Source organism: Bacillus sp. JHAA (assembly GCF_036961585.1).
In the GTDB taxonomy this organism is placed as follows: Bacteria; Bacillota; Bacilli; order Bacillales; family Bacillaceae; genus Bacillus; species Bacillus velezensis.
The window spans coordinates 677,824-700,641 of record NZ_JBAMDE010000001.1 but is presented as its reverse complement, the minus strand read 5'-3'; the positions used below and the strand labels follow the sequence as shown (position 1 = coordinate 700,641).

General features: G+C 45.9%; 21 protein-coding genes. 20 read left to right on the top strand and 1 reads right to left on the bottom strand.

What is annotated here, in order from left to right:
• Position 1: 1 nt before the first annotated feature.
• From V7728_RS03590 to V7728_RS03525, 14 genes are all read left to right on the top strand, one after another.
• Complete coding sequence (locus tag V7728_RS03590; protein ID WP_099567177.1) at positions 2-1,006, top strand: PseG/SpsG family protein; 1,005 nt, start codon at positions 2-4, stop codon at positions 1,004-1,006.
• Positions 1,007-1,033: 27 nt separating this feature from the next.
• Complete coding sequence (locus V7728_RS03585) at positions 1,034-1,771, top strand: sugar phosphate nucleotidyltransferase (RefSeq protein ID WP_012118722.1); 738 nt, start codon at positions 1,034-1,036, stop codon at positions 1,769-1,771.
• Positions 1,772-1,773: 2 nt separating this feature from the next.
• Positions 1,774-2,721 carry a dTDP-glucose 4,6-dehydratase gene (gene rfbB / locus V7728_RS03580; RefSeq protein WP_007407684.1) on the top strand — a complete coding sequence of 316 codons (948 nt, stop codon included), beginning with the start codon at positions 1,774-1,776 and terminating at the stop codon, positions 2,719-2,721.
• Between the two features lie 20 nt (positions 2,722-2,741).
• On the top strand, positions 2,742-3,590 hold the full coding sequence (gene rfbD / locus V7728_RS03575) for a dTDP-4-dehydrorhamnose reductase (protein ID WP_015418465.1): 849 nt from the start codon (positions 2,742-2,744) through the stop codon (positions 3,588-3,590).
• On the top strand, positions 3,587-4,042 hold the full coding sequence (locus V7728_RS03570; protein WP_003150986.1) for a dTDP-4-dehydrorhamnose 3,5-epimerase family protein: 456 nt from the start codon (positions 3,587-3,589) through the stop codon (positions 4,040-4,042). Before rfbD ends, V7728_RS03570 begins: the two co-directional genes overlap by 4 nt.
• 348 nt (positions 4,043-4,390) lie before the next feature.
• Positions 4,391-5,317 (top strand): ABC transporter ATP-binding protein, encoded by a 927-nt coding sequence (locus V7728_RS03565; protein WP_025285446.1) that lies wholly within the window; start codon positions 4,391-4,393, stop codon positions 5,315-5,317.
• 64 nt (positions 5,318-5,381) lie between these two features.
• Positions 5,382-6,086, top strand: a complete 705-nt coding sequence (locus V7728_RS03560; protein ID WP_025285445.1) for an ABC transporter permease — start codon at positions 5,382-5,384, stop codon at positions 6,084-6,086.
• Between the two features lie 20 nt (positions 6,087-6,106).
• Entirely contained in the window at positions 6,107-6,973 is an 867-nt protein-coding gene (locus tag V7728_RS03555; protein ID WP_072589687.1) for a DUF4097 family beta strand repeat-containing protein, read from the top strand.
• A 191-nt stretch (positions 6,974-7,164) separates the two neighbouring features.
• A complete protein-coding gene (locus tag V7728_RS03550; RefSeq protein ID WP_012118715.1) occupies positions 7,165-7,863 on the top strand; it encodes a response regulator transcription factor in 699 nt (232 codons plus the stop codon).
• A gap of 1 nt (position 7,864) precedes the next feature.
• Positions 7,865-8,800 (top strand): sensor histidine kinase, encoded by a 936-nt coding sequence (locus V7728_RS03545; RefSeq protein WP_076424692.1) that lies wholly within the window; start codon positions 7,865-7,867, stop codon positions 8,798-8,800.
• A gap of 232 nt (positions 8,801-9,032) precedes the next feature.
• The gene (locus V7728_RS03540; RefSeq protein WP_007407680.1) at positions 9,033-10,319 is read left to right on the top strand and encodes a Glu/Leu/Phe/Val family dehydrogenase; all 1,287 of its coding nucleotides are present in this window, start codon (positions 9,033-9,035) and stop codon (positions 10,317-10,319) included.
• A 206-nt stretch (positions 10,320-10,525) separates the two neighbouring features.
• A complete protein-coding gene (gene pruA, locus V7728_RS03535; protein ID WP_015240796.1) occupies positions 10,526-12,073 on the top strand; it encodes an L-glutamate gamma-semialdehyde dehydrogenase in 1,548 nt (515 codons plus the stop codon).
• 71 nt (positions 12,074-12,144) lie between these two features.
• Positions 12,145-13,827 (top strand): M20 family metallopeptidase, encoded by a 1,683-nt coding sequence (locus V7728_RS03530; protein ID WP_099567176.1) that lies wholly within the window; start codon positions 12,145-12,147, stop codon positions 13,825-13,827.
• Positions 13,828-13,851: 24 nt separating this feature from the next.
• Entirely contained in the window at positions 13,852-15,270 is a 1,419-nt protein-coding gene (locus V7728_RS03525; protein ID WP_012118711.1) for an amino acid permease, read from the top strand.
• 32 nt (positions 15,271-15,302) lie between these two features.
• On the opposite strand, the gene V7728_RS03520 is transcribed toward V7728_RS03525, so the two are convergent.
• A complete protein-coding gene (locus tag V7728_RS03520) occupies positions 15,303-16,505 on the bottom strand; it encodes a multidrug effflux MFS transporter (protein ID WP_015240794.1) in 1,203 nt (400 codons plus the stop codon).
• Positions 16,506-16,727: 222 nt separating this feature from the next.
• Here V7728_RS03520 and V7728_RS03515 point away from each other — a divergent pair, with 222 nt between their 5' ends.
• The 6 genes from V7728_RS03515 to V7728_RS03490 all read left to right on the top strand — a co-directional run bounded on the left by V7728_RS03515 (position 16,728) and on the right by V7728_RS03490 (position 22,813).
• Complete coding sequence (locus V7728_RS03515) at positions 16,728-17,966, top strand: MFS transporter (protein WP_099567175.1); 1,239 nt, start codon at positions 16,728-16,730, stop codon at positions 17,964-17,966.
• Positions 17,967-18,126: 160 nt separating this feature from the next.
• Complete coding sequence (locus V7728_RS03510) at positions 18,127-18,741, top strand: bacilysin biosynthesis protein BacA (protein WP_015418458.1); 615 nt, start codon at positions 18,127-18,129, stop codon at positions 18,739-18,741.
• Positions 18,731-19,441, top strand: coding sequence for a cupin domain-containing protein (locus V7728_RS03505; RefSeq protein ID WP_003151000.1), 711 nt, complete (start codon positions 18,731-18,733; stop codon positions 19,439-19,441). Before V7728_RS03510 ends, V7728_RS03505 begins: the two co-directional genes overlap by 11 nt.
• Positions 19,438-20,199 (top strand): dihydroanticapsin 7-dehydrogenase, encoded by a 762-nt coding sequence (gene bacC, locus V7728_RS03500; protein WP_099567174.1) that lies wholly within the window; start codon positions 19,438-19,440, stop codon positions 20,197-20,199. Before V7728_RS03505 ends, bacC begins: the two co-directional genes overlap by 4 nt.
• A 17-nt stretch (positions 20,200-20,216) precedes the next feature.
• Positions 20,217-21,635 carry an ATP-grasp domain-containing protein gene (locus V7728_RS03495; protein ID WP_099567173.1) on the top strand — a complete coding sequence of 473 codons (1,419 nt, stop codon included), beginning with the start codon at positions 20,217-20,219 and terminating at the stop codon, positions 21,633-21,635.
• The gene (locus V7728_RS03490) at positions 21,632-22,813 is read left to right on the top strand and encodes an MFS transporter (RefSeq protein WP_007407671.1); all 1,182 of its coding nucleotides are present in this window, start codon (positions 21,632-21,634) and stop codon (positions 22,811-22,813) included. The genes V7728_RS03495 and V7728_RS03490 overlap by 4 nt, the downstream gene beginning before the upstream one ends.
• The last annotated feature ends 5 nt before the right edge of the window (positions 22,814-22,818 follow it).

Genomic DNA, 22,818 nt, shown 5'->3' with positions numbered 1-22,818 from the left:
CATGCGGGTTTTGATTTTCGCGGACGGAGGCCGTGACATCGGCATGGGGCACGCGGTCCGGATGAAGCTGCTTGCCGGTGCCATTAAGAACAATTGCTCAATAACGTTCTACACAAATAAAGAGGCTTCTTCTTATCTGTCTTCTGATCAATGGGAAGTGATCATCAAGCCTGACAAGGAACAGAAGGAATTTATTGTCCGGGAAATAAACAGGCAGGCTCCTGACCTTCTCATATTCGATCTGCTCGATATGCCGTGTGACTGGTTAGAGGAAGTCAAAAAGCATTCATCGGCACGCATCGTCTTATTTGAAGAAAAACGGGAACATGTCATTCATTTATGCGATGCCGTTATAAACGGCATTTACGGAGGGCTGAAAAGCCGGACGGTTCAAATGGGCAGCGCCGCGGTATATGAAGGCCCGGAATATATGATTCTTCATCCGGGTTTTGAAAAAGCCAAACAGCTTTATCAGCTGAGAAAAGAATGCCGGACCATATTGGTCTCGTTAGGAGGAAGCGACCCGAAGAAGCTTGTCTTTAAAGTGATGGAAGCATGCCGCCGCATCCCCGACATTCATCGAAAACGAGTGATCATCGTCATGGGCGGCGCCACGGCTCATGCTGATGACGTGCGCGCGCATCTTACACAAATGCCTTATGCCGAGATGGTAAGGCAGACAAATGACATGGCCGCGCTTCTTTCGAGGGCTGATATGGCCGTCGTGTCCGGCGGGATCACTTTATATGAAACCATTTGTACAGGTGTGCCCTGCATCGTACTTTCTCAAGTGGAGCATCAAACTGAGACGGCGGAAAAATTCGCCGCACGGGGGGCCGCCGTTCATCTCGGCCTTGGTGAATGCATATCACCGGACGTTCTCGCACGGCATATGTCTGACATGGCCGCTGATTATCCGCTGCGGACCGGGCTTCATCAAAACGGAAAGCCGCTGGTTGACGGCAGGGGCATCAAACGGGCTGCGGCGATTCTTTATGATTTGTGATAAAACCACACGTAAGGAAGTGTTCATGTGAAAGGTGTTATCTTAGCCGGAGGCACCGGCTCACGCCTTATGCCGCTGACAAAAGCGGTCAATAAGCATTTACTCCCTGTCGGTCCATATCCGATGATTTACTGGTCGGTCATGAAGCTGGAAGAAGCGGGGATTACGGATATCTTGCTGATTACGCAAAAAGAATACATTCCGCAATTTCATAAACTTCTCGAAACCGGAGAAGAGCTCGGCGTCTCAATCACATATCAGGTTCAGCCCGCCGCATCCGGCATATCCGACGGTTTATCATACGCAAAGCGGTTTACCGGGCGCGATCCGTTCGTTCTGCTTTTGGGAGATAATATTTTTGAAGATTCATTAAAACCTTATACGGAGCGTTTCGCAAAGCAGGGAAAAGGAGCGAAAGTGCTGCTGAAAGAAGTGGACGATCCGGAGCGCTTCGGCATCGCCGAGATTGATGAGAAAAACAAACGGATCAAGTCGATCATTGAAAAGCCGGAGCAGCCGCCGACCAGACTATGCGTCACAGGGATCTACATGTACGACGCAGAAGTGTTTTCTTATATTGAACAAATTTCCCCTTCAAAACGCGGCGAACTGGAAATTACGGATGTCAATAATTTATACATTGAACACAGTGAGCTGACGTATGATGTGTTAACGGGCTGGTGGGTGGATGCGGGCACGCATGAATCGCTCTACCTCGCCGGAAGCCTGGCGCATCAGGCATTACAGAAAGGACAGGAGCATTAATCATGCCAAAATCATATTTAATTACAGGGGGCGCCGGATTTATCGGCCTTACCTTTACAAAGATGATGCTGAAAGAAACAGATGCGCAGATTACCGTCCTGGATAATCTCACGTATGCAAGCAGGCCGCTTGAAATAGAAGCCTTAAAAAAGAACGGCCGTTTTCGTTTTATCAAAGGTGACATTTCGGAAAAAGAGGACATTGACAAAGTTTTTTCCCAAATGTATGACGCTGTCATTCATTTTGCGGCTGAATCCCATGTGGACAGAAGCATAAATCAGGCAGAGCCGTTCATCACAACAAATGTAATGGGCACATACCGACTGGCGGACGCGGTGTTACAGGGAAAAGCCGGCAGGCTGATTCACATTTCCACAGATGAGGTGTACGGAGATTTGGCGCCGGATGATCCCGCTTTTACAGAGACGACGCCGCTTTCTCCGAACAATCCGTATTCGGCCAGCAAGGCAAGCTCAGACCTGCTCGTCATGTCTTATGTGAGAACCCATAAGCTTCCTGCCATCATTACAAGGTGCAGCAACAATTACGGGCCGTACCAGCATCACGAGAAAATGATTCCGACCATTATCAGGCATGCCGTAAACGGCACGCCGGTTCCGCTGTACGGCGACGGGATGCAGATCAGAGACTGGCTGTTTGCCGAAGATCATTGCCGCGCCATTAAGCTCGTGCTGGAAAAAGGAACACTCGGTGACATTTACAATATCGGCGGAGGAAATGAACGGACGAATAAAGAGCTTGCGTCATTTATCATGAAGGAGCTCGGTGTCGAGGAACGGTTTGCTCATGTCGAAGACAGAAAAGGGCATGACCGCCGTTACGCCATCAATGCTTCAAAGCTGAAAAATGAGCTGGGATGGCGGCAGGACGTCACATTTGAAGAAGGAATGAGAAGAACCATTCGCTGGTATACAGACAGCCAAGACTAATCGGAAAGAAGGGGATCCGATTGACGAAGGTATTAGTAACCGGAGCGGCCGGCCAGCTGGGGCGGGAGTTATGCCGCCAGCTGAAGCGGGAAGGGTATGAAGTGATCGCCTTGACAAAAGCGATGATGAACATATCCGACCAGCGTTCGGTGCGGCACTCGTTCAGCCATTACAAGCCGGATATCGTCGTCAATACGGCGGCATACACCTCCGTTGACAAATGTGAAACGGAGCTCGACAAAGCGTATTTAATAAACGGAATCGGCGCTTATTATGCCGCGCTTGAGGCTGAAAACACCGGCGCGAAATTCATTCACATCAGCACCGATTACGTCTTCAGCGGCAAAGGAACACGGCCATACCAGACCGATGATCCCGCAGATCCGGGCACGATTTATGGAAAAAGCAAAAAACTCGGCGAAGAACTGATCCGGTTGACGGGAAAAAACCACACCATTATCAGAACATCGTGGGTGTACGGCAGCGGCGGGCACAACTTTGTCAATACGATGCTGAAGCTTGCGGATACACATGATCAGGTGCGTGTCGTTAACGATCAAGTCGGAGCGCCGACGTATACAAAAGATTTAGCCGAAACGGTGATCGGTCTGTTTGACAGGCCGCCGGGCTTATACCATGCCGCAAACAGCGGAGTGTGCAGCTGGTATGAATTTGCCAAGGCTATTTTTGAAGAAAGCGGCAGAACCGCCGCCGTGCTGCCCGTCACGACGGAGGAATACGGAAATGAGACGCCGCGCCCCGCTTACTCGGTGTTGAGTCTTGAGTCGATTGAACGGCAGGGGCTCGGGATGAGGCATTGGCGGGAAGCGCTGCATGATTATTTACAAAGGGAGGGACAGTGCAAGTGATCGAAGGCGTAAAAATCAAAAAGCTGATCAAACACAGCGATGACCGGGGTTTTTTCTCAGAACTCGTCCGTGACGATGAACATCTCTTAGAGCGTTTCGGGCAGGCTTCCTGGTCCAAAAGCTATCCCGGCGTCATTAAAGCGTTTCACTATCATGAGAAACAGGATGACCTATGGTTTTTTCCGACGGGCCACGCCCAGGTCGTGCTGCATGACCTTCGCGAAGAGTCGGCAACCAAGGGAGAAACGGATGTCTACTACATGGGAGAAGACAATCCGATGCTCCTTCTCATTCCCAAAGGCGTCGCACACGGGTACAGAGTGCTGGGCGAAACCCCGCTGACCATTATTTATTTCACGACAATGTCCTACAATCCGGATCAGCCTGACGAAAAAAGAATCCCGTGGAATGATGACACCATCGGATTTGACTGGCAGACGGCTCACCGATAGCGCACAAGACGAAGACAGCGGATGTCTTCGTTTTTGTGTTTTTATTGACTTTGATATGAGTGGAGCCAGTGAATAAGATACGACCGCCCACTATATCATGATTGCTGGCCTGAAGAGCAATTTCATCAAAAATGTCTTGGAAGATGGCGGTCAGTTAGGGACCTGAAATTTAAGAGATCCTCCCTTTCTTCTCCTACGGACATCATGCATCCTAAAAAAATAAAAAATGATTTATAGAATGGGGATAGGATTTAATTAGAAAAATCTTAAGAAAAAAGTAATATTTGCTTAAGAGAAAAGAGAACTTTCCTTTATATAGTAGGAGTATATATGGAAAGGGGAAAGCGAATGACATACATCTTAAAAACGAGTCAGCTTACAAAAACATTTAAAGGAAAAGAAGTTGTTTCCGGGGTTAATATGCACGTGAAAAAAGGGGAGATTTATGGATTCTTGGGTCCCAATGGTGCAGGTAAAACAACCATTATGAAAATGATTACAAATTTAATCAAGCCAACAAGTGGGGAAATAGAAATTTTCGGTGAGAAATTAACAGATACGTCATTTGAAGTTTTAAAAAGAATGGGCACCATTATTGAATATCCCATTTTCTATGACAACCTCACTGCTAAAGAAAATTTAGATTTCCATTGTGAATATATGGGCTATTACGATAAAAAATCCATTGACCACGCCATCGAGCTTGTAAAGTTACATAATATTGATAATAAAAAAGTGAAAGAGTTTTCTTTAGGAATGAAACAAAGGTTAGGAATAGCCAGAGCTATTTCTACAAGACCAGAACTTCTCATTTTAGACGAGCCGATTAATGGCCTGGATCCAATAGGTATAAAAGAGTTGAGGGATCTCTTTAAATTACTTTGCAGAGAATATGGAATTACATTATTAGTCTCCAGTCACATTTTAGCCGAAATGGAACAAATGTCAGATACTGTTGGTATCATACAGAATGGCAAGTTAATAAAAGAAGTTTCTATGAAGAGTATAAACGGAAAACAAACAGAGTATATAGAGGTAAAAGTCCAAAATATAAAAAAAGCGTTATATATTTTAGAGCAAAATCTGGGGATAAGAAATTTTAAAATGATTGATCAACAATTAATTCGTATCTATGAAACAGCAGTTACACAACAAGAAATCTCTAAAGCACTTATTCTGAATGACATTGGTATAGAAAGTATAAATAAAAAACACAGTTCTTTAGAAGAATACTTCTTAAATTCTATGAATGGGGAGGGAATACACATTAGATAGATTGCCCGTCTGTGTTATGCACCTATTTGCATTGTCTTAAATTCTTCTGCTGGAGGCTATTAGCATGTTAAAACTTATGAAATTAGAGTACAAAAAACATCACTTATCACAGTATTTTAAATGGGTGGCACTTTGGATATTCATCATCTTTGCCTTAGCGGCTTTTATGGGATGGGAATCTAAAAATGAAAATGAACTTATGTTTCGTGATTATGCAGATTTTATATCTCTAACTAATATTTTAATTAGAATTGTGTTTATTAGTTTTTCTGCTGTGATTTTATCCCGTTTAGTTATTGATGAATATAAAAATAAAACAATACAATTGCTGTTTACTTATCCTTTACAAAGAAAAAAATTAATGCAAGCTAAACTATCTATTGTCTTCCTATTCTGCTTTGTAAGTATTGTTATTGCTACGTTTGTTATTAACTTGTTAATTCTCTTCGTGAGTCCGCACTTATATTTATTCGAGAAGCCTGTTGAAATGAGTGAAGTTATTTCCGCTATGCCATCGACTCTTCTCACCGCTTTTATGATGGGAGGAGTGAGTCTGATTCCTTTATTTTTCGGCATGAGAAAAAAATCAACTTCTGCTACAATCACTTGGGCTGTCATAATCGGGGTCCTTATCAATGCAACAGTTTCCGACGGAGGAGAAACAGTCAGTTTAAGCCAATTTATTATCATTCCAATTATACTTTGTTTATTTGGTTTTTTAGTGGGTTATCTTTCTTACCGTAAGGTGGATCAGAAAGATTTATTGTAGATAAAAGGAGAAATTCTACAATGAAGAAAATTATAGCATCTTGTGCAGTGTTAATCGTAATCGGCGGAATTGTTTTAAGCCTTTATAAGACAGATACAAAAAACTTTAAAAAGAACGTGTCCTACAATGTTGAAAAAATTGATACTTTAAAAGTATATATTGACTCATGGGATGTGAAGTTTAAAAAGAGTAATTCAAATAAGGCAACAATATCTGCTGAGGGGAAGAAGAAAGATAAGGCTCCAGTTACATTTCAAGAAAATGGGAGGGGTTTGGTCGTTACTCAAAAAGAACAAAAGAATGGCGGCTTTTTGGATGGATTTACTTTTGGGAAGCAGGGCGGCACAATCTATATTAATGTTCCCGAGTCAGGTATGAACAATATTGAAATAACCAATAAAGATGGGACTATACATTTAAGTGAAATTTCAGCTGAAAATATTGTCGTTGAAAATCATTCCGGTGAGGAAAAAATCAATAATGTTTCGGCTGATAATGGAAAATTTGCATCCAGGGATGGATCGTTAAGTATGGAAAATAGTTCTTTTGAGGAATTAAATATAACATCAGCAAGCGGCGATACCGAGATGAAGGAAATAGATAGTTCCAATGTAAAGATTACCTCTAAAGATGGGACGGTTTCAATCAAGGACATAACAGAGGGAAAATCTTTATCAGTAAATACGAAATCAGGAGATATAGGTGTATCTTATAAAAAAGCGCCAACTTCACTTGCTGTTTTTGCTCAGAGTAATTCTGATGTAACGTTTGATCTAGATGGGCTTAATAAGAGCCATGATGGCGTAAAACTGAAAAAAGGTGAAATTGGCGCGGGAAGTAATAAAGTAAGTCTATCTAGTGAAGATGGTTCGATAAAGGTGAGATAAAAAGAGAAAAACACAAGACAACAATTCCCCCTATTGAAGAATGGTTGTCTTATTTGTTTGTATTTAAAATGTTTTGGAATATTTATCTCCTTTTGTATAAAAAATAATTATAATGAGATTAATTATCTGTATAATGATTGAAATAAACAGTGAATTAAGAATATCAGTTTTATATTTAAGGAGCGGAAAGCTTGGGTTACAAAATATTAATTGTAGAAGACGACCAATTCATAAGCGATATGGTAAGCGAAAGCTTAACGAAAGAAGGGTTTGAAGTAACAGCAGCTTTTAATGGTGAAGAAGCTTTAGACATATTGAACACCCAAAAGTTTGAGGTTATATTGTTGGATTTAATGCTTCCGAAGATAGATGGGATGGAATGTTTAAGAATGATTCGTTCCAAAAGTATGGTTCCCGTTCTTATCATGTCTGCAAAAGATGAAGATGTAGATAAGGCACTTGGTCTCGGCCTCGGGGCTGATGATTATATTTCTAAACCTTTTTCTATGCTGGAGGTAATAGCCAGAATTAAAGCAACCATTAGAAGAGAAAGACACTATAAGAGCTCCCTGTCTTCAAAGGAAGAAAAAATCATTAAAATAGGTGATTTAAGTGTTGACCTGCATGGCTTTTCTGTTAAAAAATTCAATGAAAAGATTAATCTCACGGCAAAAGAATTTAATATTTTAAAACTCTTTATTTCTAATCCTTCACAAGTATATACTAAGTCTCAACTTTATAAATCCGTATGGGAAGATGAGTATCATGGAGATGAGAATGTAATTAATGTTCATATTAGACGGCTTAGAGAGAAAATTGAGGACGATCCATCTCATCCAATGTACATAAAAACTTTGTGGGGAATCGGTTATAAGTTGGGAGATTTTTAAATTGTTTTATATGTTGGTTATTTTATTCATATGCTCTGCAGCAGTAAATATATTTCTTTTCCGAAGCCGATTAAATCTAAGGACTGAGATTAAATATATAAGAAATAAACTTCGAAAAGTTGTTAATGAAGAGACAGGCGAAAGATTATTGCTTAACACGGAAGATAAATATATAAAATCCTTGTTAATTCAAATAAACCGTCTTTTAGACCATAATCAAAAGATCAAAGGGAACTGCAATAGTATTGAACTGTCCATGCGAAAAATGTTATCAAATATTTCACACGATTTAAAGACGCCTTTAACAGTTATACTAGGTTATATTGAAATTATAAATAACGATAAAAGTCTGACTTCGGAAAAGGTTATGAGTTTACTAAAAACAGTTAATTTAAAAACGGTCGAGGTATTAGCGTTAATAAACCGTTTTTTTGAACTTGTAAAATTAGAGTCAGGAGATAAAAAATTAAATTCTTCACGAATTGACATATGTGAAGTCAGCCGAAAAATAATTTTGGATTACTACGAAATTTTAATTAGCAAAGAATTTGAAGTAGTGATTGATATACCCGATGATTCTGTCTTTGTTAGCGGAGATGAAGATGCAATTGAGAGGGTTCTGAATAATTTAATTACGAATGCAATTCAATATGGTTCCGATGGTAAGATGGTGGGTTTAAAGATCAGAATAACTGATAATGATGTTTTTGTAGAAATATCAGATAAAGGAAAAGGAATAAAAGAAATGCATAAAGACCGTGTCTTTGAACGAATGTACACATTGGAGGACTCGAGAAATACCAATTATCAGGGAAGCGGATTGGGGCTGACGATTACTAAGAGATTAGTAGAGCAAATGGGAGGAGGTATATCTCTAAATAGTGTCCCCTTCAAAGAAACAACGTTTTCTGTACGTTTAAGACGTATTAAATTTTAATAAAAGCAGTAAGGTTTCTTCTGTATACGTCTTCAAATCCCCTTTCTCTTTAATCTGAGAGGCTGACAACAGTCTCTTTTTTTTATAAGCAAAAACCTGGCATGAATCTTGCATATAAAAAGGGGCGTAACGACAATGTGAAAGGGATTGATGGGTTTTGGTGTAAAAGCGCTTACATTTTGTTCTGCCGGTAATTGAAGCTTACACGTAAAATACGATGAGGTGATAAAACATGTCAGCCAACCCGATTTCTAAAAGCAATCAGAAAGATGAAGAAAAAGAAGTTCTTAATTTGTTCTTGTCAACACAATCGATCATAAAAGAGGCCCTGCGAAAACTGGGATACCCTGACAATATGTATGAACTGATGAAAGAGCCGATGCGGCTTTTAACCGTCCGCATCCCTGTCAAAATGGACAATGGCTCAGTACAGGTTTTCACGGGCTACCGCTCACAGCATAATGACGCAGTCGGCCCGACAAAAGGGGGCGTGCGGTTTCATCCGGAAGTCAGTGAAGAAGAGGTTAAGGCGCTTTCCATCTGGATGACTTTAAAATGCGGCATCACAAATCTTCCTTACGGGGGCGGAAAAGGCGGCATCATCTGTGATCCGCGGACGATGTCATTCGGAGAGCTGGAACGGCTGAGCCGCGGATATGTGCGTGCGATCAGCCAGATCGTCGGTCCGACAAAGGATATTCCGGCTCCCGACGTATATACCAACTCGCAGATTATGGCATGGATGATGGACGAATACAGCCGCCTGAGAGAATTTGATTCACCGGGATTCATTACGGGCAAACCGATCGTTCTCGGCGGTTCACAGGGGCGGGAGACGGCGACCGCGCAAGGCGTCACGATTTGTATTGAGGAAGCCGTTAAGAAAAAAGGGATTCCATTGGAAAATGCGCGGATCATCATTCAGGGGTTCGGAAATGCGGGGAGCTTTCTCGCTAAATTTATGCATGACGCCGGCGCCAAGGTGATCGGCATCTCAGACGCCCACGGCGCTTTGTATGACCCTGACGGCCTTGACATTGATTACTTGCTGGATAAGCGGGACAGCTTCGGCACGGTGACGAATCTCTTCTCGGATGTCATAACGAACAGGGAGCTGCTGGAAAAGGACTGTGATATTCTCGTGCCCGCCGCAATCTCCAATCAGATTACGGCTGAAAACGCCCATCACATTAAAGCCTCAATCATTGTGGAGGCGGCAAACGGCCCGACAACGATAGATGCCACGAAAATTCTGAATGAAAGAGGCGTGCTTCTCGTGCCGGATATTTTGGCAAGCGCCGGCGGCGTGACGGTGTCTTATTTTGAATGGGTGCAAAATAATCAAGGCTTTTACTGGTCTGAGGAGGAAGTCGCCGGAAAACTGCGCAGCGTCATGGTGAATTCGTTTGAATCCATTTATCAGACAGCGCATACCCACAAAGTCGATATGCGTTTGGCCGCCTATATGACGGGCATCAGAAAGTCGGCTGAAGCGGCCCGTTTCCGCGGCTGGGTATAAGTGTTATCCGCAAAGAGATTTTGCATCAGTTATATAGCGGATCGCAAAATTTCTTTGCGTTTTCAGATTGCAGCTGACAGATTCGGACAAGCTTCGTCCGCTTTCGGCAAAGATTTTCTTATTTTTATCACAAATTGCTATGCTGGTATGCTTCTTGCATCTTATAAAGCGTGAGCACACATTACAAAATACGGGGAGGAATTCTAATGACAGTTTCATACGCACACGAACCATTTACAAATTTTCAGGAAGAGACAAATAAACAATCGTTTCAGGAAGCGCTGGCTTATGTGAATTCACAGCTCGGCAAGCATTATCCGCTTATCATCAACGGTGAAGCGATTGAAACGGATAAAAAGATCATTTCCGTCAATCCGGCAGATAAAAAAGAAGTGATCGGTTCTGTATCGGCCGCCGGAAAAGAACTTGCGGAAAAGGCCATGCAGGCTGCGCTGCAGGCATTTCAAACATGGAAAAAAGTACGGCCGGAACACCGCGCGAATGTGCTGTTTAAAGCGGCGGCGATCATCCGCAGAAGAAAGCACGAATTCTCCGCGTATCTAGTGAAAGAAGCCGGAAAACCGTGGAAGGAAGCGGATGCGGATACGGCGGAAGCGATCGACTTTTTAGAGTATTACGCCCGTCAGATGCTGAAACTGAAAGACGGTTCCCCTGTAAAGAGCCGTGACGGAGAATATAATCAGTATCACTATGAGCCGCTTGGGGTGGGGATCGTCATCTCTCCATTCAACTTCCCGCTTGCGATTATGGCGGGAACGGCGGCGGCAGCCATCGTAACAGGCAACACGATACTGCTGAAACCGGCGGATGCGGCGCCTGTCGTGGCGGCGAAATTCGTTGAAGTGATGAAAGAAGCGGGCCTGCCGGACGGCGTGCTCCAATTCATACCGGGCGACGGAGGAGAAATCGGCGACTATCTGGTTGAGCATCCGAAGACGAGATTTGTGTCGTTTACAGGTTCCCGCGCGGTTGGATGCCGTATTTATGAACGCGCCGCAAAAGTACAGCCGGGCCAAAAGTGGCTGAAACGGGTCATTGCCGAAATGGGAGGGAAAGATACGGTGCTTGTAGACAGAGATGCTGATCTTGACCTTGCCGCTTCCTCAATCGTGTATTCCGCCTTCGGATTCTCAGGCCAAAAATGTTCAGCCGGTTCCCGTGCGGTCATCCATCAGGACGTCTATGATGAAGTTGTTGAAAAAGCCGTCGCTTTAACAAAATCACTCACCGTCGGAAGTCCGGAAGATTTTGATACATACATGGGGCCAGTTATCCACGAAGCATCTTATAATAAAGTCATGAATTATATCGAAATCGGCAAAACAGAAGGAAAACTCCTGACGGGAGGCGAAGGTGATGATTCAAAAGGATACTTTATTCAGCCGACCATTTTTGCGGATGTTGATGAAAACGCCCGCCTGATGCAGGAGGAAATTTTCGGGCCGGTCGTCGCGATCTCAAAAGCCCGTGATTTCGACCATATGCTTGAGATTGCCAATAATACCGATTACGGACTGACGGGCGCTCTGTTATCGAAAACCCGTGCGCACATTGAACGCGCCCGCGAAGATTTTCACGTCGGGAATCTATACTTCAACCGCGGATGTACGGGAGCGATTGTCGGATACCAGCCGTTCGGCGGCTTCAATATGTCAGGAACCGATTCAAAAGCCGGAGGACCTGACTATCTGATTCTTCATATGCAGGCAAAAACAACGTCTGAAGCCTATTAATCTTTCGGAAATAGCGCGATGAAAAAGAGAGTCGCGCTATTTTCTCTATATGAAGGTAAGGAGGATGGAACATGTATCAGCAGCTCAGCAAAATGCTTCCGGAGGAGAAAATAGAAGCCATTACGAAATCACTGGTGGCGTTAAACAGCATCAACGGCACATTGGGAGAAGGAAAAAAAGCCGACTATATCAAAGATATGATCAAGAGCTTTCCCTACTTTCAGGAGAATCCGTCACATGTGTGGGAGCAGGCGATTCCTGAGGACCCTTACGGCCGCAAAAATATTTTCGCATTTATTGAGGGAAACGGCGAAAGCCTGAATACGGTCATTTATCACGCTCATCTTGATACGGTCGGCATCGAGGATTTCGGCCCTTTAAAAGATATCGCTTTTGATTCCGACCGTCTCGCGGAGTATTTCTCAAACTATGAATTTGATCGGGATGTGCAGCGGGACGCCCGCTCAGGCGAGTGGATGTTCGGAAGGGGTTCGGTTGATATGCAGAGCGGTATTGCCGTTCATCTCGCCAATCTGCTTCACTTTTCTGAACGGCGCGATCAGCTGCCGGGCCATATTCTGTTCATGGCAAACCCCGATGAAGAAAGCCAGCATTCCGGCATTTTAACCAGCATTTCTGAATTAAAACGGCTGAAACAAGAAAAGCAGCTTCGTTATTTAGCAGCGATTAATAACGATTTTATCACCCCGCTGTATGAGGGTGACACGACAAGGTACATCTACACGGGCGCGGCAGGGAAGCTTTTGCCTTGCTTTGCGATTTACGGGCGGGAGGTGCATGTCGGTGATACGCTGTCCGGCATCGATCCGAATTTGATCGCATCAGAAATCACCAGAAGAATTCACAACAATATTCATATGGCGGAAAACATTGAAGGGGAGCTTGTGCTTCCGCCGACCTGCCTGTACCAGCGTGACAACAAGGAAGCGTATAACGTGCAGACCGCCGTCAGCAGCTATGTCTATTTTAATTATTTTATTTACGAGAAAACCGCCAAAGAAGTCATGGATCAGCTGACCGCCGTGACTGACGAAGCTTGCAAAGAGACAGAACGAAAATTATCTGATTATTACGACGAATACTGTGAGAGAACGAGCCTGCCGAAAAAAGAGATGTCATGGAACGTTCAAGTGTACAGTCTGGAAGATTACCTGAAAAGGCTTAGAAGCCGCGGGATAGACCCTGCACAGTGTATCGAGCAGGCATTTAAAACATATGAACATCTTGAACTGCGGATGAGATGCTTTAAAGCCGTCGAGGAACTGCAAAAACTCGATCCTGAGCAGGGAGCCAAGGTCATTATTTTCTATGCGCCGCCTTACCTTCCGCACAATTATCTGAAAGAAGAGAGCACACGGGACCGGCTCTTGCAGCATGTCATTCAAGAAGCGGTCGATAAAACAGCGGCATCAACCGGAGAAACATTCGTCTTTAAAAAGTTTTTCCCTTATTTAGCGGACGGAAGCTTTTTATCGCTGCATGAAACAGACGAGGAGGTCTCCGCCTTTACCGATAATTTTCCGGGCTGGGATGTCATCGGGACGATTCCTTTTAAAGAAATCAGGGAATTGAATATTCCGTCGGTCAATATAGGGGTATACGGAAAGGACGGCCATAAATGGACGGAACGCGTGTACAAGCCGTACACATTCCATGTGCTGCCGGAGCTCATTCAGCAGACGACAATGCACCTTTTGCACAGCTACCGATTAGACATACGCACAAATGGCTGACATAACGGAATAAGGAGGATGTATATGCAGGGAGATACCAATCAAACTGAATTGCAGCGCACGATGAAGGGCCGGCATTTGTTTATGATCGCCCTCGGCGGCGTGATCGGGACGGGGCTTTTTCTGGGCTCCGGTTTTACGATCAGTGAAGCGGGACCGATCGGCGCGATATTGGCTTATGTGATCGGCGGATTTTTAATGTATCTGGTGATGCTTTGTTTGGGGGAGCTCGCGGTCGCCATGCCGGTCGCAGGATCATTTCAAGCGTATGCCGCAAAGTTTCTCGGGCCGTCGACGGGTTTTACGATCGGATGGATGTACGCATTCAGCTGGGCCAATACAGTGGGGCTTGAACTGACGTCGGCGGGGATTTTAATGCAGCGGTGGTTTCCGGCCGTTCCGATTTGGGTGTGGTGCCTTGTATTCGGCGTCGTCATTTTTTCCATTAACGCGCTGTCTGCGCGGAGTTTTGCGGAAATGGAATTTTGGTTTTCCAGCATTAAGGTCATGGCCATTGTATTGTTTATTATTCTCGGCTGCGCTGCGGTATTCGGCTTTGTCGGTTTTAACGGCGGGCAGACGGCTCCGTATCTGTCAAACTTTACGACGGACAAAGGGCTTTTCCCGAACGGTGCCCAAGCCGTGCTGTTTACCCTTGTCATGGTGAATTTTTCATTCCAGGGCACCGAGCTGGTCGGAATCGCCTCGGGAGAAAGCGAAAATCCGGAAAAGACGCTTCCCCGCTCAATCCGAAACGTCATATGGCGGACGCTGTTTTTCTTCGTGCTGGCGATGTTTGTTCTCGTGTCCATTTTGCCGTACCAAACGGCAGGCGTCATCGAAAGCCCGTTTGTGGCTGTGCTGGATAAAATCGGCGTTCCCTATGCGGCTGATATCATGAACTTTGTCATTCTGACCGCCATGCTGTCGGTGGCGAATTCCGGGCTGTACGCTTCGTCCAGAATGATGTGGTCCCTATCAAAAACTAAGATGGGCCCCGCTTCCTTAACGAAACTGACGAAAAAAGGCGTGCCTCTGAAAGCTCTTTCCATCACCATCGCTATCTCCGGTTTATCCCTGCTGACAAGTGTATTCGCGGCTGAAACGGTGTATGTGTGGCTCATTTCCATCTCCGGTATGATTACCGTCGTCGCGTGGATGTCAATCTGCGCTTCACAATTCGTTTTCCGGAGACGCTTTCTCGCTGAAGGAGGAAATCTGAAAGACCTGGCATTTAAAACGCCTCTTTATCCGATCGTGCCGATTCTCGGATTTTCGGTTTACGGTCTTATCTTAATCAGTCTCATTTTTATCCCCGACCAGCGTATCGGTCTGTACTGCGGCGTCCCGCTGATGATCATTTGTTACGCGTATTATCACTTCGGTATTAAAAAACGCCTGAAGCGTGAGCCGGCTTCTTCGGAAAAAGGCGCTGCCGGATAAGAAAAAAAGCCCTCCGCAAAAAGCGGCGGGCTTTACTTTGTTTTTCGTTTGGCCGACAGGACATAGGATAGAACGGCACAGAACTGAAAACCGAAAATGCTGACGGCCATCGGCCAGGCATTTTCTTCTCCGGCAATACCGACCAGGGGAGCGGCAGCCGCACCGCCGATAAAGGGCAGGAGTCCGAGAAGAGCTGCAGCGCTTCCCGCGCCTTTCTCCTGTTTCTGCATAGCCAGAGAAAACCCCGTCGTCGTGACGATCCCGACAGAAGAAACAATGATGAATAAAGAAATGCAGACCGCCGTCAGGCCTGAACCAAACGCAAGTGATAAAAGCAAAGCGATGCTTCCGATGACGGCGATCAACAGCCCGGAGACAAACAGCTTCCGTTCATCATGTGTTTTGGCCATCCGTCCGGTGATTTGAGTGGCGCATATGATTCCCGCACCGTTTACGGCGAACAGCAGGCTGAACATTTGCGCCGATACGCCGTAGATGTTTTGCAGTACAAACGGCGATCCGGCAATATATGCGAACATGCCGGTCATCACAAATGCCTGGCTGAGCGCAAATCCCATAAACATCCGGTCGCCAAGCAGGCCGCGAAACGTCATCAGCGTCTCCCGGAGTCCGCCGCTTGTCCGCTTTTCCGGCGGGAGTGATTCAGGCAACGCCGTAAGCACGGCGGCAGAAATGATACAGCCGATCACCGCCAGCACGACAAATACGATTTTCCAGCCGGCGAACTGAAGGATAAATCCCCCTGTAATCGGCGCTAAAATCGGTGCCGCCCCATTGACGAGCATCAGTAATGAGAAAAAAGCCGTCAATTCTTTTCCGGAATACATATCGCGTGCGGACGCCCGTGCGATGACGATTCCGGCCGCCCCGGTGAATCCTTGAATAAACCTCATGACAATTAAAAACGAAACAGAAGGGCTGAAGGCGCATAATAAAGAAGACAGCGTATAAAGCAGCAATGACAGAATGAGCGGCTTCCGGCGCCCGATCATATCACTGAGCGGCCCGACAACGATCTGCCCGACCGCCAGCCCCAAAAGACAAAACGTCAGGCTCAGCTGCGCAAGTGACGCTGTCGTATGAAGATCGGCCGCCACCTCAGGCAAAGCGGGCAGATACATATCGAGCGAAAGCGGCCCGAATGAAGCGAGCGTCCCGAGAATCAGTACCATGCCGAGGCCTGCGCGGGCGGCCTTTGAATCAGCGTTATTCATTCCATGACCCCCACCTTAACAAATGATTCTATCACTATAGCATAACCAGACGGCGTATTTTATATCATTTATTGAATACAAACTAAATATTTTATTTAAAATCTGAATGTAAATAAAAAATTGGAATTAGTTTTCATGTGAAATGTAAAATGAAACATAAGGATGCTAAACTATAAAACAACAAAAGGTAGAAAAGTTTTACGGAAGAGGTGTTCAAAGAGCATGAACAGCAAACAAACCGATCACATCGAAACGAAACGCCGATTTCCGATCTGTCTCGCGCTTGCTTTGACATTAGGCGTATTTGCCGCCGGTTCTGAAGAGCTGGTGATTTCTCCGCTGCTTCCGGATTTAGCGCAGGCTTTCAGCTCGGATGTCAGTGTGCTGGCGCTTTCCATCAGTATTTACGGAGTGATGATTTTTATCGGGGCGCCGCTTCTCGTTCCGCTGGGAGATAAATATTCCCGGGAACTCAGCCTGCTGGCGGGGCTGCTTATATTTACGGCCGGCACGGTGATCTGCGCGCTGGCGCACAATCTCTTTTTCTTCTTTCTGGGCAGGGCGCTTTCCGGGCTCGCGGCGGGTGCGTTTGTGCCGACAGCATATGCGGTGGTCGGCGACCGTGTGCCTTATGCGTACCGCGGCAAGGTGATGGGTCTGATCGTGTCAAGCTGGTCGCTCGCTTTGATTTTCGGTGTTCCGATCGGCTCTTTTATCGGCGGTGTTTTGAATTGGCGGTGGACGTTTTGGATTTTCGCCATGATGTCTGTCCTCGTTGCTTCGCTCATTTTCATTGAGGCGCGCCGCAGCACGGCGGATGGGGATAAAACAGAAGAGGAAAACGGACAGCAGGCAGGCACTTTCCGGGATGCGCTGAAGGTGCCCCGTGTCCCTGTATACCTCACGATCACTTTTTGCAACATGATCGGTTTTTACGGCATGTATTCCTTTCTCGGCACATATCTTCACCGCGTCCTGTCGGGGGGGAATACAGCTTCAGGGCTGCTGATCATGGTGTACGGAATCGGTTTTTCCATGAGCGTGTTCACCGGAAAAATCGCAGATAAGGCGGGGAAAATGCGCTCTTTGATCGCGGCATTGGCCGTGATCAGCATATGGCTTTCCTGTCTCGCCTATGCGCCGTCATCAATGCCGTTTTTGGTCATCGGGTTATTCGTCTGGGGATTGATGCAAAGCCTGACGGTGACCTTGCTCAGCACCATTTTAAGTGATTGCTCACAGAGCCGCCGGGGCAAAATCATGGCATTTTACAGTCTGGCGTCCAATTTGGCCGTCACCTTGGGTTCTGCTGTCATGGGTCCGGTCTATGTCGGATACGGATATGCAGCTGTCGGATTTATTTGTGCGGCCGTCACCCTCATCGGCTTTGTCCTCAGCGTTTTCGCATACAGAAAGTATGGGAAATATGAGCATCAGGCCGACCAAACATTGTATCGGTAAAATAAAGTTTCTATAATTTTATAAATGTTAATTTTAACACCCTATGTCATAGGGTGTTTTCTAATATATAGGAATAATTATCAATATTTTCAAATAATATTGACAGCTTGAACATCTATGGATAATATTTACTTAAAATTTAACAGATTGGTTGGTGCTCATGATTATATTGGATAATAGCATTCAAACAAAAAGCAAGGCTTATTCAATATCTAAACTGATTACGATCAACACGCTCGGTCCTGAAGGGACAAGCAGTGAGTACGCAGCAAAAAACTTCATCACCAATTTCACCCTTCTCCAAGGGGTGAACAGCAAATTATCGCTGCATGATACATTTGAATCGTGCATTGAAAAAACGCTTCAAAGTCCGCTGGAATACACAATTGTGCCTCACGCGTATGACGGCATTAAGCACTTCTACATGAGACCGGATCTGCAGCTTCTGCAAATTTTCAGGTGCGACACCCCGATGTACGGCCTGGCTGTCCGGCCCGGTTTTGAATATACGGATGACATGCTTGATCAGACTGTCATCGTATCCCACCCGTCTCCTATCAATTTGATTAAGTATTTTACCCGTAAAGATGTCACGTTTGATCTGGTGAACTCAACGAGCGCAGCCGCGAAAAGAGTGAAGGACGGTTTGTCCGACATCGCGCTGACAAATGAGCTGGCCAGACAAAAGTACGGTCTTCACTTTGTCAAAACATTTAAAAGCATTCCCATGAGCTGGTCATTATTCGGAAAAGGAGAGATTCATGATGAAAACTGAACAAGATTTGCAGGAACTTTATTTCCCGACGCCTAAATTAATAGAATGGGATAACGGAGTAAGACAATATTCGTCCGTCAGAGGAGATACGGAAGTTCTGCTTTCTTACGTTCCGCCGCATACAAACGTGGAACCGCATCAGCATAAGGAAGTCCAAATCGGCCTTGTCGTTTCCGGCGAGCTGTCCATGACTGTCGGAGATGTCACAAGAAAGATGACAGCGCTGGAATCAGCCTATATCGCGCCTCCTAATGTGCCTCACGGCGCAAGAAATGAGACGGATCAAGAAGTGATCGCCATTGATATTAAACGCCTGAAAGCCGGTGAAACCTACACAAGCCCTGAAGATTATTTTTTGAATATTTTTAAAACGAGAGACTTATTGCCCGGTATGGAAGTCACGTTCTTCGTGGAAGACTGGGTGGAAATCATGCTTGCCAACATTCCGGGCAACGGGGGAGAAATGCCGTTCCATAAACACCGCAATGAACAAATCGGCATCTGCATCGGCGGCGGCTATGATATGACCATTGAAGGCTGCAAAGTGGATATGACATTCGGCACAGCTTATTTCTGCGATCCGAGAGAAGATCACGGCGCCATCAACAGATTTGAAAAAGATTCAAAATCAGTCAATATCTTTTTCCCTCCGCGCTATAACAGAGCAAAAGCGAAAAAATTAGAGGCGAAAGAGTCATGAACCTGACGGATAAAACCGTCCTCATCACAGGGGGCGCATCAGGCATCGGTTATGCCGCGGTTCAGGCGTTTCTGAATCAGCAGGTGAATGTGGTCGTCGCGGATATTGATGAGGCGCAGGGAGAAGCGATGATCAGGAAAGAAAACAATGACAGGCTGCATTTTGTGCAGACGGATATTACAGATGAGCCGGCATGTCAAAACGCCATCCGGTCAGCGGCGGACAAGTTCGGCGGATTGGACGTGTTAATCAATAACGCCGGCATCGAAATTGTCGCGCCGATTCATGAGATGGAGCTGAGCGATTGGAACAAGGTGCTCAACGTCAATCTGACGGGCATGTTTCTTATGAGCAAGCACGCGCTCAAGTATATGCTCAAAAGCGGCAAGGGCAACATCATTAACACGTGCTCCGTCGGAGGAGTCGTTGCATGGCCCGACATTCCCGCATATAACGCCTCTAAAGGCGGCGTATTGCAGCTGACGCGTTCGATGGCCGTCGATTACGCCAAACACAACATCCGCGTCAATTGCGTGTGCCCGGGAATCATTGACACACCTTTGAATGAAAAGTCGTTCCTTGAAAACAACGAAGGCACGCTTGAAGAAATCAAAAAAGAAAAAGCGAAAGTCAATCCGCTGCTGAGACTCGGCAAGCCTGAAGAAATAGCGAACGTCATGCTGTTTCTCGCGTCGGATTTATCAAGCTATATGACCGGAAGCGCGATCACCGCAGATGGTGGATACACCGCACAATAGAGAAGGAGTGTTTACATATGGAGAGAAAAACAGTATTGGTTATCGCTGACCTTGGGGGATGCCCGCCGCATATGTTTTACAAAAGCGCAGCCGAAAAATACAACCTCGTCAGCTTTATTCCGAGACCTTTTGCAATTACAGCCTCTCATGCGGCATTAATTGAAAAATACTCGGTCGCGGTCATAAAAGATAAAGACTATTTTAAGAGTCTGGCTGATTTTGAGCATCCCGATTCGATTTACTGGGCTCATGAAGATCATGACAAACCTGAGGAAGAAGTAGTCGAAGAAATCGTCAAGGTGGCCGGCATGTTCGCGGTTGACGCCATTACGACCAACAATGAACTGTTTATCGCTCCGATGGCAAAAGCGTGTGAACGTCTCGGCCTGAGGGGAGCGGGCATACAGGCCGCTGAAAATGCCAGAGATAAAAACAAAATGAGAGCCGCCTTCAACCGGGCCGGCGTCAAGTCTATCAAAAACAAACGGGTGACGACGCTGGAAGATTTCCGCGCCGCGCTTCAGGAAATCGGAACGCCGCTCATTCTGAAGCCTACATATCTGGCGAGCTCCATCGGCGTGACGCTTATCAAAGAGATGGAAACGGCAGAAGCCGAATTTAACAGAGTCAATGAATACCTGAAGTCGATCAACGTACCGAAAGCGGTCACGTTTGAAGCGCCGTTTATCGCGGAAGAATTTTTGCAGGGCGAGTATGACGACTGGTACGAAACAAGCGGTTATTCCGACTATATCAGCATAGAAGGCATCATGGCCGACGGAGAATACTTCCCTGTCGCAATTCATGATAAAACACCGCAAATCGGATTCACGGAGACATCGCATATTACGCCGTCCATCCTGGATGATGACGCGAAGCGGAAAATCGTCGAAGCAGCCAAAAAGGCGAATGAAGGACTCGGCCTCGAAAACTGCGCAACACATACAGAGATTAAATTAATGAAAAACCGGGAAGCCGGACTGATTGAATCAGCGGCACGATTTGCGGGCTGGAACATGATTCCGAATATTAAAAAGGTCTTCGGCGTCGATATGGCGCAGCTGTTATTGGATGTTCTCTGTTTCGGAAAAGAAGCCGATCTGCCGAAAGGATTATTGGAGCAGGAGCCATGCTATGTCGCCGACTGCCACTTGTATCCTCAGCATTTCAAAGAGAACGGCCAGCTGCCTGAGACGGCTGTCGATTTCGTCATTGAAAGCATTGACATTCCCGACGGCGTCTTAAAGGGAGACACCGAAATCGTTTCTTTCTCGGCGGCCGAGGCGGGTACATCCGTGGATCTGCGGCTGTTCGAAGCGTTCAACAGCATTGCGGCGTTCGAGCTGAAAGGAAGCAATTCGGGTGACGTGGCCGAATCAATCAAACAAATTCAGCAGCAGGCGAAGCTGACTGCAAAGTATGCGTTACCGGTATGAAACAGCTGAAACCGAACTCTAAGTATTTGCTTTTCGGGCAGGCGCTTTCGTTTATGGGAGACTATTGCGTTCTCCCGGCTCTGCTCATTTTGTCTACATACTATCACGACTACTGGGTGACGTCCGGCGTCATCGCGGTCCGCAGTATTCCGATGGTGTTTCAGCCGTTTTTAGGCGTGCTCGTGGACCGGCTCGACAGGGTGAAAATCATGCTGTGGACGGATGTGATCAGAGGCGTCATCTTTTTGGGGCTGACATTTCTCCCGAAAGGCGAATATCCGCTGCTTTTTCTGGCGCTGCTGTTTGTTTCTTACGGAAGCGGCGTGTTTTTTAACCCGGCACGTCTCGCGGTCATGTCGTCTTTAGAAGCGGATATTAAAAATATCAACACTTTGTTTGCAAAAGCCACGACGATTTCGATTATTGTCGGCGCTGCAGCCGGCGGACTTTTTCTGTTAGGCGGTTCTGTGGAGCTTGCCGTCGCCTTTAACGGGGTGACCTATCTTGTCTCCGCGTTTTTCATCAGCCGCATTAAGCTTCAATACGTGCCGATTCAGTCAGAAAACGTGAGAGAAGCTTTTCAGTCGTTTAAAGAAGGCCTGAAGGAAATCAAAACAAATGCTTTTGTGTTAAATGCCATGTTCACGATGATTACGATGGCGCTTTTGTGGGGTGTCGTCTACAGCTATTTCCCGATTGTCAGCCGCTTTTTAGGCGACGGGGAAATCGGCAATTTCATCCTGACGTTCTGTATCGGCTTTGGCGGCTTTATCGGTGCCGCTCTTGTCAGCAAATGGGGCTTTAACAACAATAAAGGGCTGATGTATTTTACAGTGTTATCGATCGTCTCGCTTGCGCTGTTTTTGTTTACCCCGATTTTCGCCGTGTCAGTCATTGCCGCCATTCTTTTCTTTATCGCAATGGAATACGGTGAGGTGCTGGCGAAGGTCAAAGTTCAGGAGAACGCGGCGAACCAGATTCAGGGCCGGATTTTTTCGGTGGCGGAGGCCTCCATCGGATTGTGCATCGCCGTCGGTTCCATGCTGATCAACATTGTAGACGCGGCAGTCATCATGGCGTTTATCGTCCTTTTGGTCAGCGGGCTGTTTCTGCATACAAAACTGGTCAATAAATCCTTTTCAGAACGGAATAACGAATCAGAGCAAATTCATTTATAAGGAGC

Bases quoted from the DNA above. Each gene is read 5' to 3' on its own strand.
- V7728_RS03560 (WP_025285445.1), top strand. From the start codon at position 5,382: ATGTTAAAACTTATGAAATTAGAGTACAAAAAACATCACTTATCACAG.
- V7728_RS03590 (WP_099567177.1), top strand. From the start codon at position 2: ATGCGGGTTTTGATTTTCGCGGACGGAGGCCGTGACATCGGCATGGGG.
- V7728_RS03505 (WP_003151000.1), top strand. From the start codon at position 18,731: ATGAAAACTGAACAAGATTTGCAGGAACTTTATTTCCCGACGCCTAAA.
- V7728_RS03510 (WP_015418458.1), top strand. From the start codon at position 18,127: ATGATTATATTGGATAATAGCATTCAAACAAAAAGCAAGGCTTATTCA.
- V7728_RS03565 (WP_025285446.1), top strand. From the start codon at position 4,391: ATGACATACATCTTAAAAACGAGTCAGCTTACAAAAACATTTAAAGGA.
- V7728_RS03555 (WP_072589687.1), top strand. From the start codon at position 6,107: ATGAAGAAAATTATAGCATCTTGTGCAGTGTTAATCGTAATCGGCGGA.
- pruA (WP_015240796.1), top strand. From the start codon at position 10,526: ATGACAGTTTCATACGCACACGAACCATTTACAAATTTTCAGGAAGAG.
- V7728_RS03520 (WP_015240794.1), bottom strand. From the start codon at position 16,505: ATGAATAACGCTGATTCAAAGGCCGCCCGCGCAGGCCTCGGCATGGTA.
- bacC (WP_099567174.1), top strand. From the start codon at position 19,438: ATGAACCTGACGGATAAAACCGTCCTCATCACAGGGGGCGCATCAGGC.
- V7728_RS03490 (WP_007407671.1), top strand. From the start codon at position 21,632: ATGAAACAGCTGAAACCGAACTCTAAGTATTTGCTTTTCGGGCAGGCG.
- rfbB (WP_007407684.1), top strand. From the start codon at position 1,774: ATGCCAAAATCATATTTAATTACAGGGGGCGCCGGATTTATCGGCCTT.
- V7728_RS03540 (WP_007407680.1), top strand. From the start codon at position 9,033: ATGTCAGCCAACCCGATTTCTAAAAGCAATCAGAAAGATGAAGAAAAA.
- V7728_RS03530 (WP_099567176.1), top strand. From the start codon at position 12,145: ATGTATCAGCAGCTCAGCAAAATGCTTCCGGAGGAGAAAATAGAAGCC.
- V7728_RS03515 (WP_099567175.1), top strand. From the start codon at position 16,728: ATGAACAGCAAACAAACCGATCACATCGAAACGAAACGCCGATTTCCG.
- V7728_RS03525 (WP_012118711.1), top strand. From the start codon at position 13,852: ATGCAGGGAGATACCAATCAAACTGAATTGCAGCGCACGATGAAGGGC.
- V7728_RS03495 (WP_099567173.1), top strand. From the start codon at position 20,217: ATGGAGAGAAAAACAGTATTGGTTATCGCTGACCTTGGGGGATGCCCG.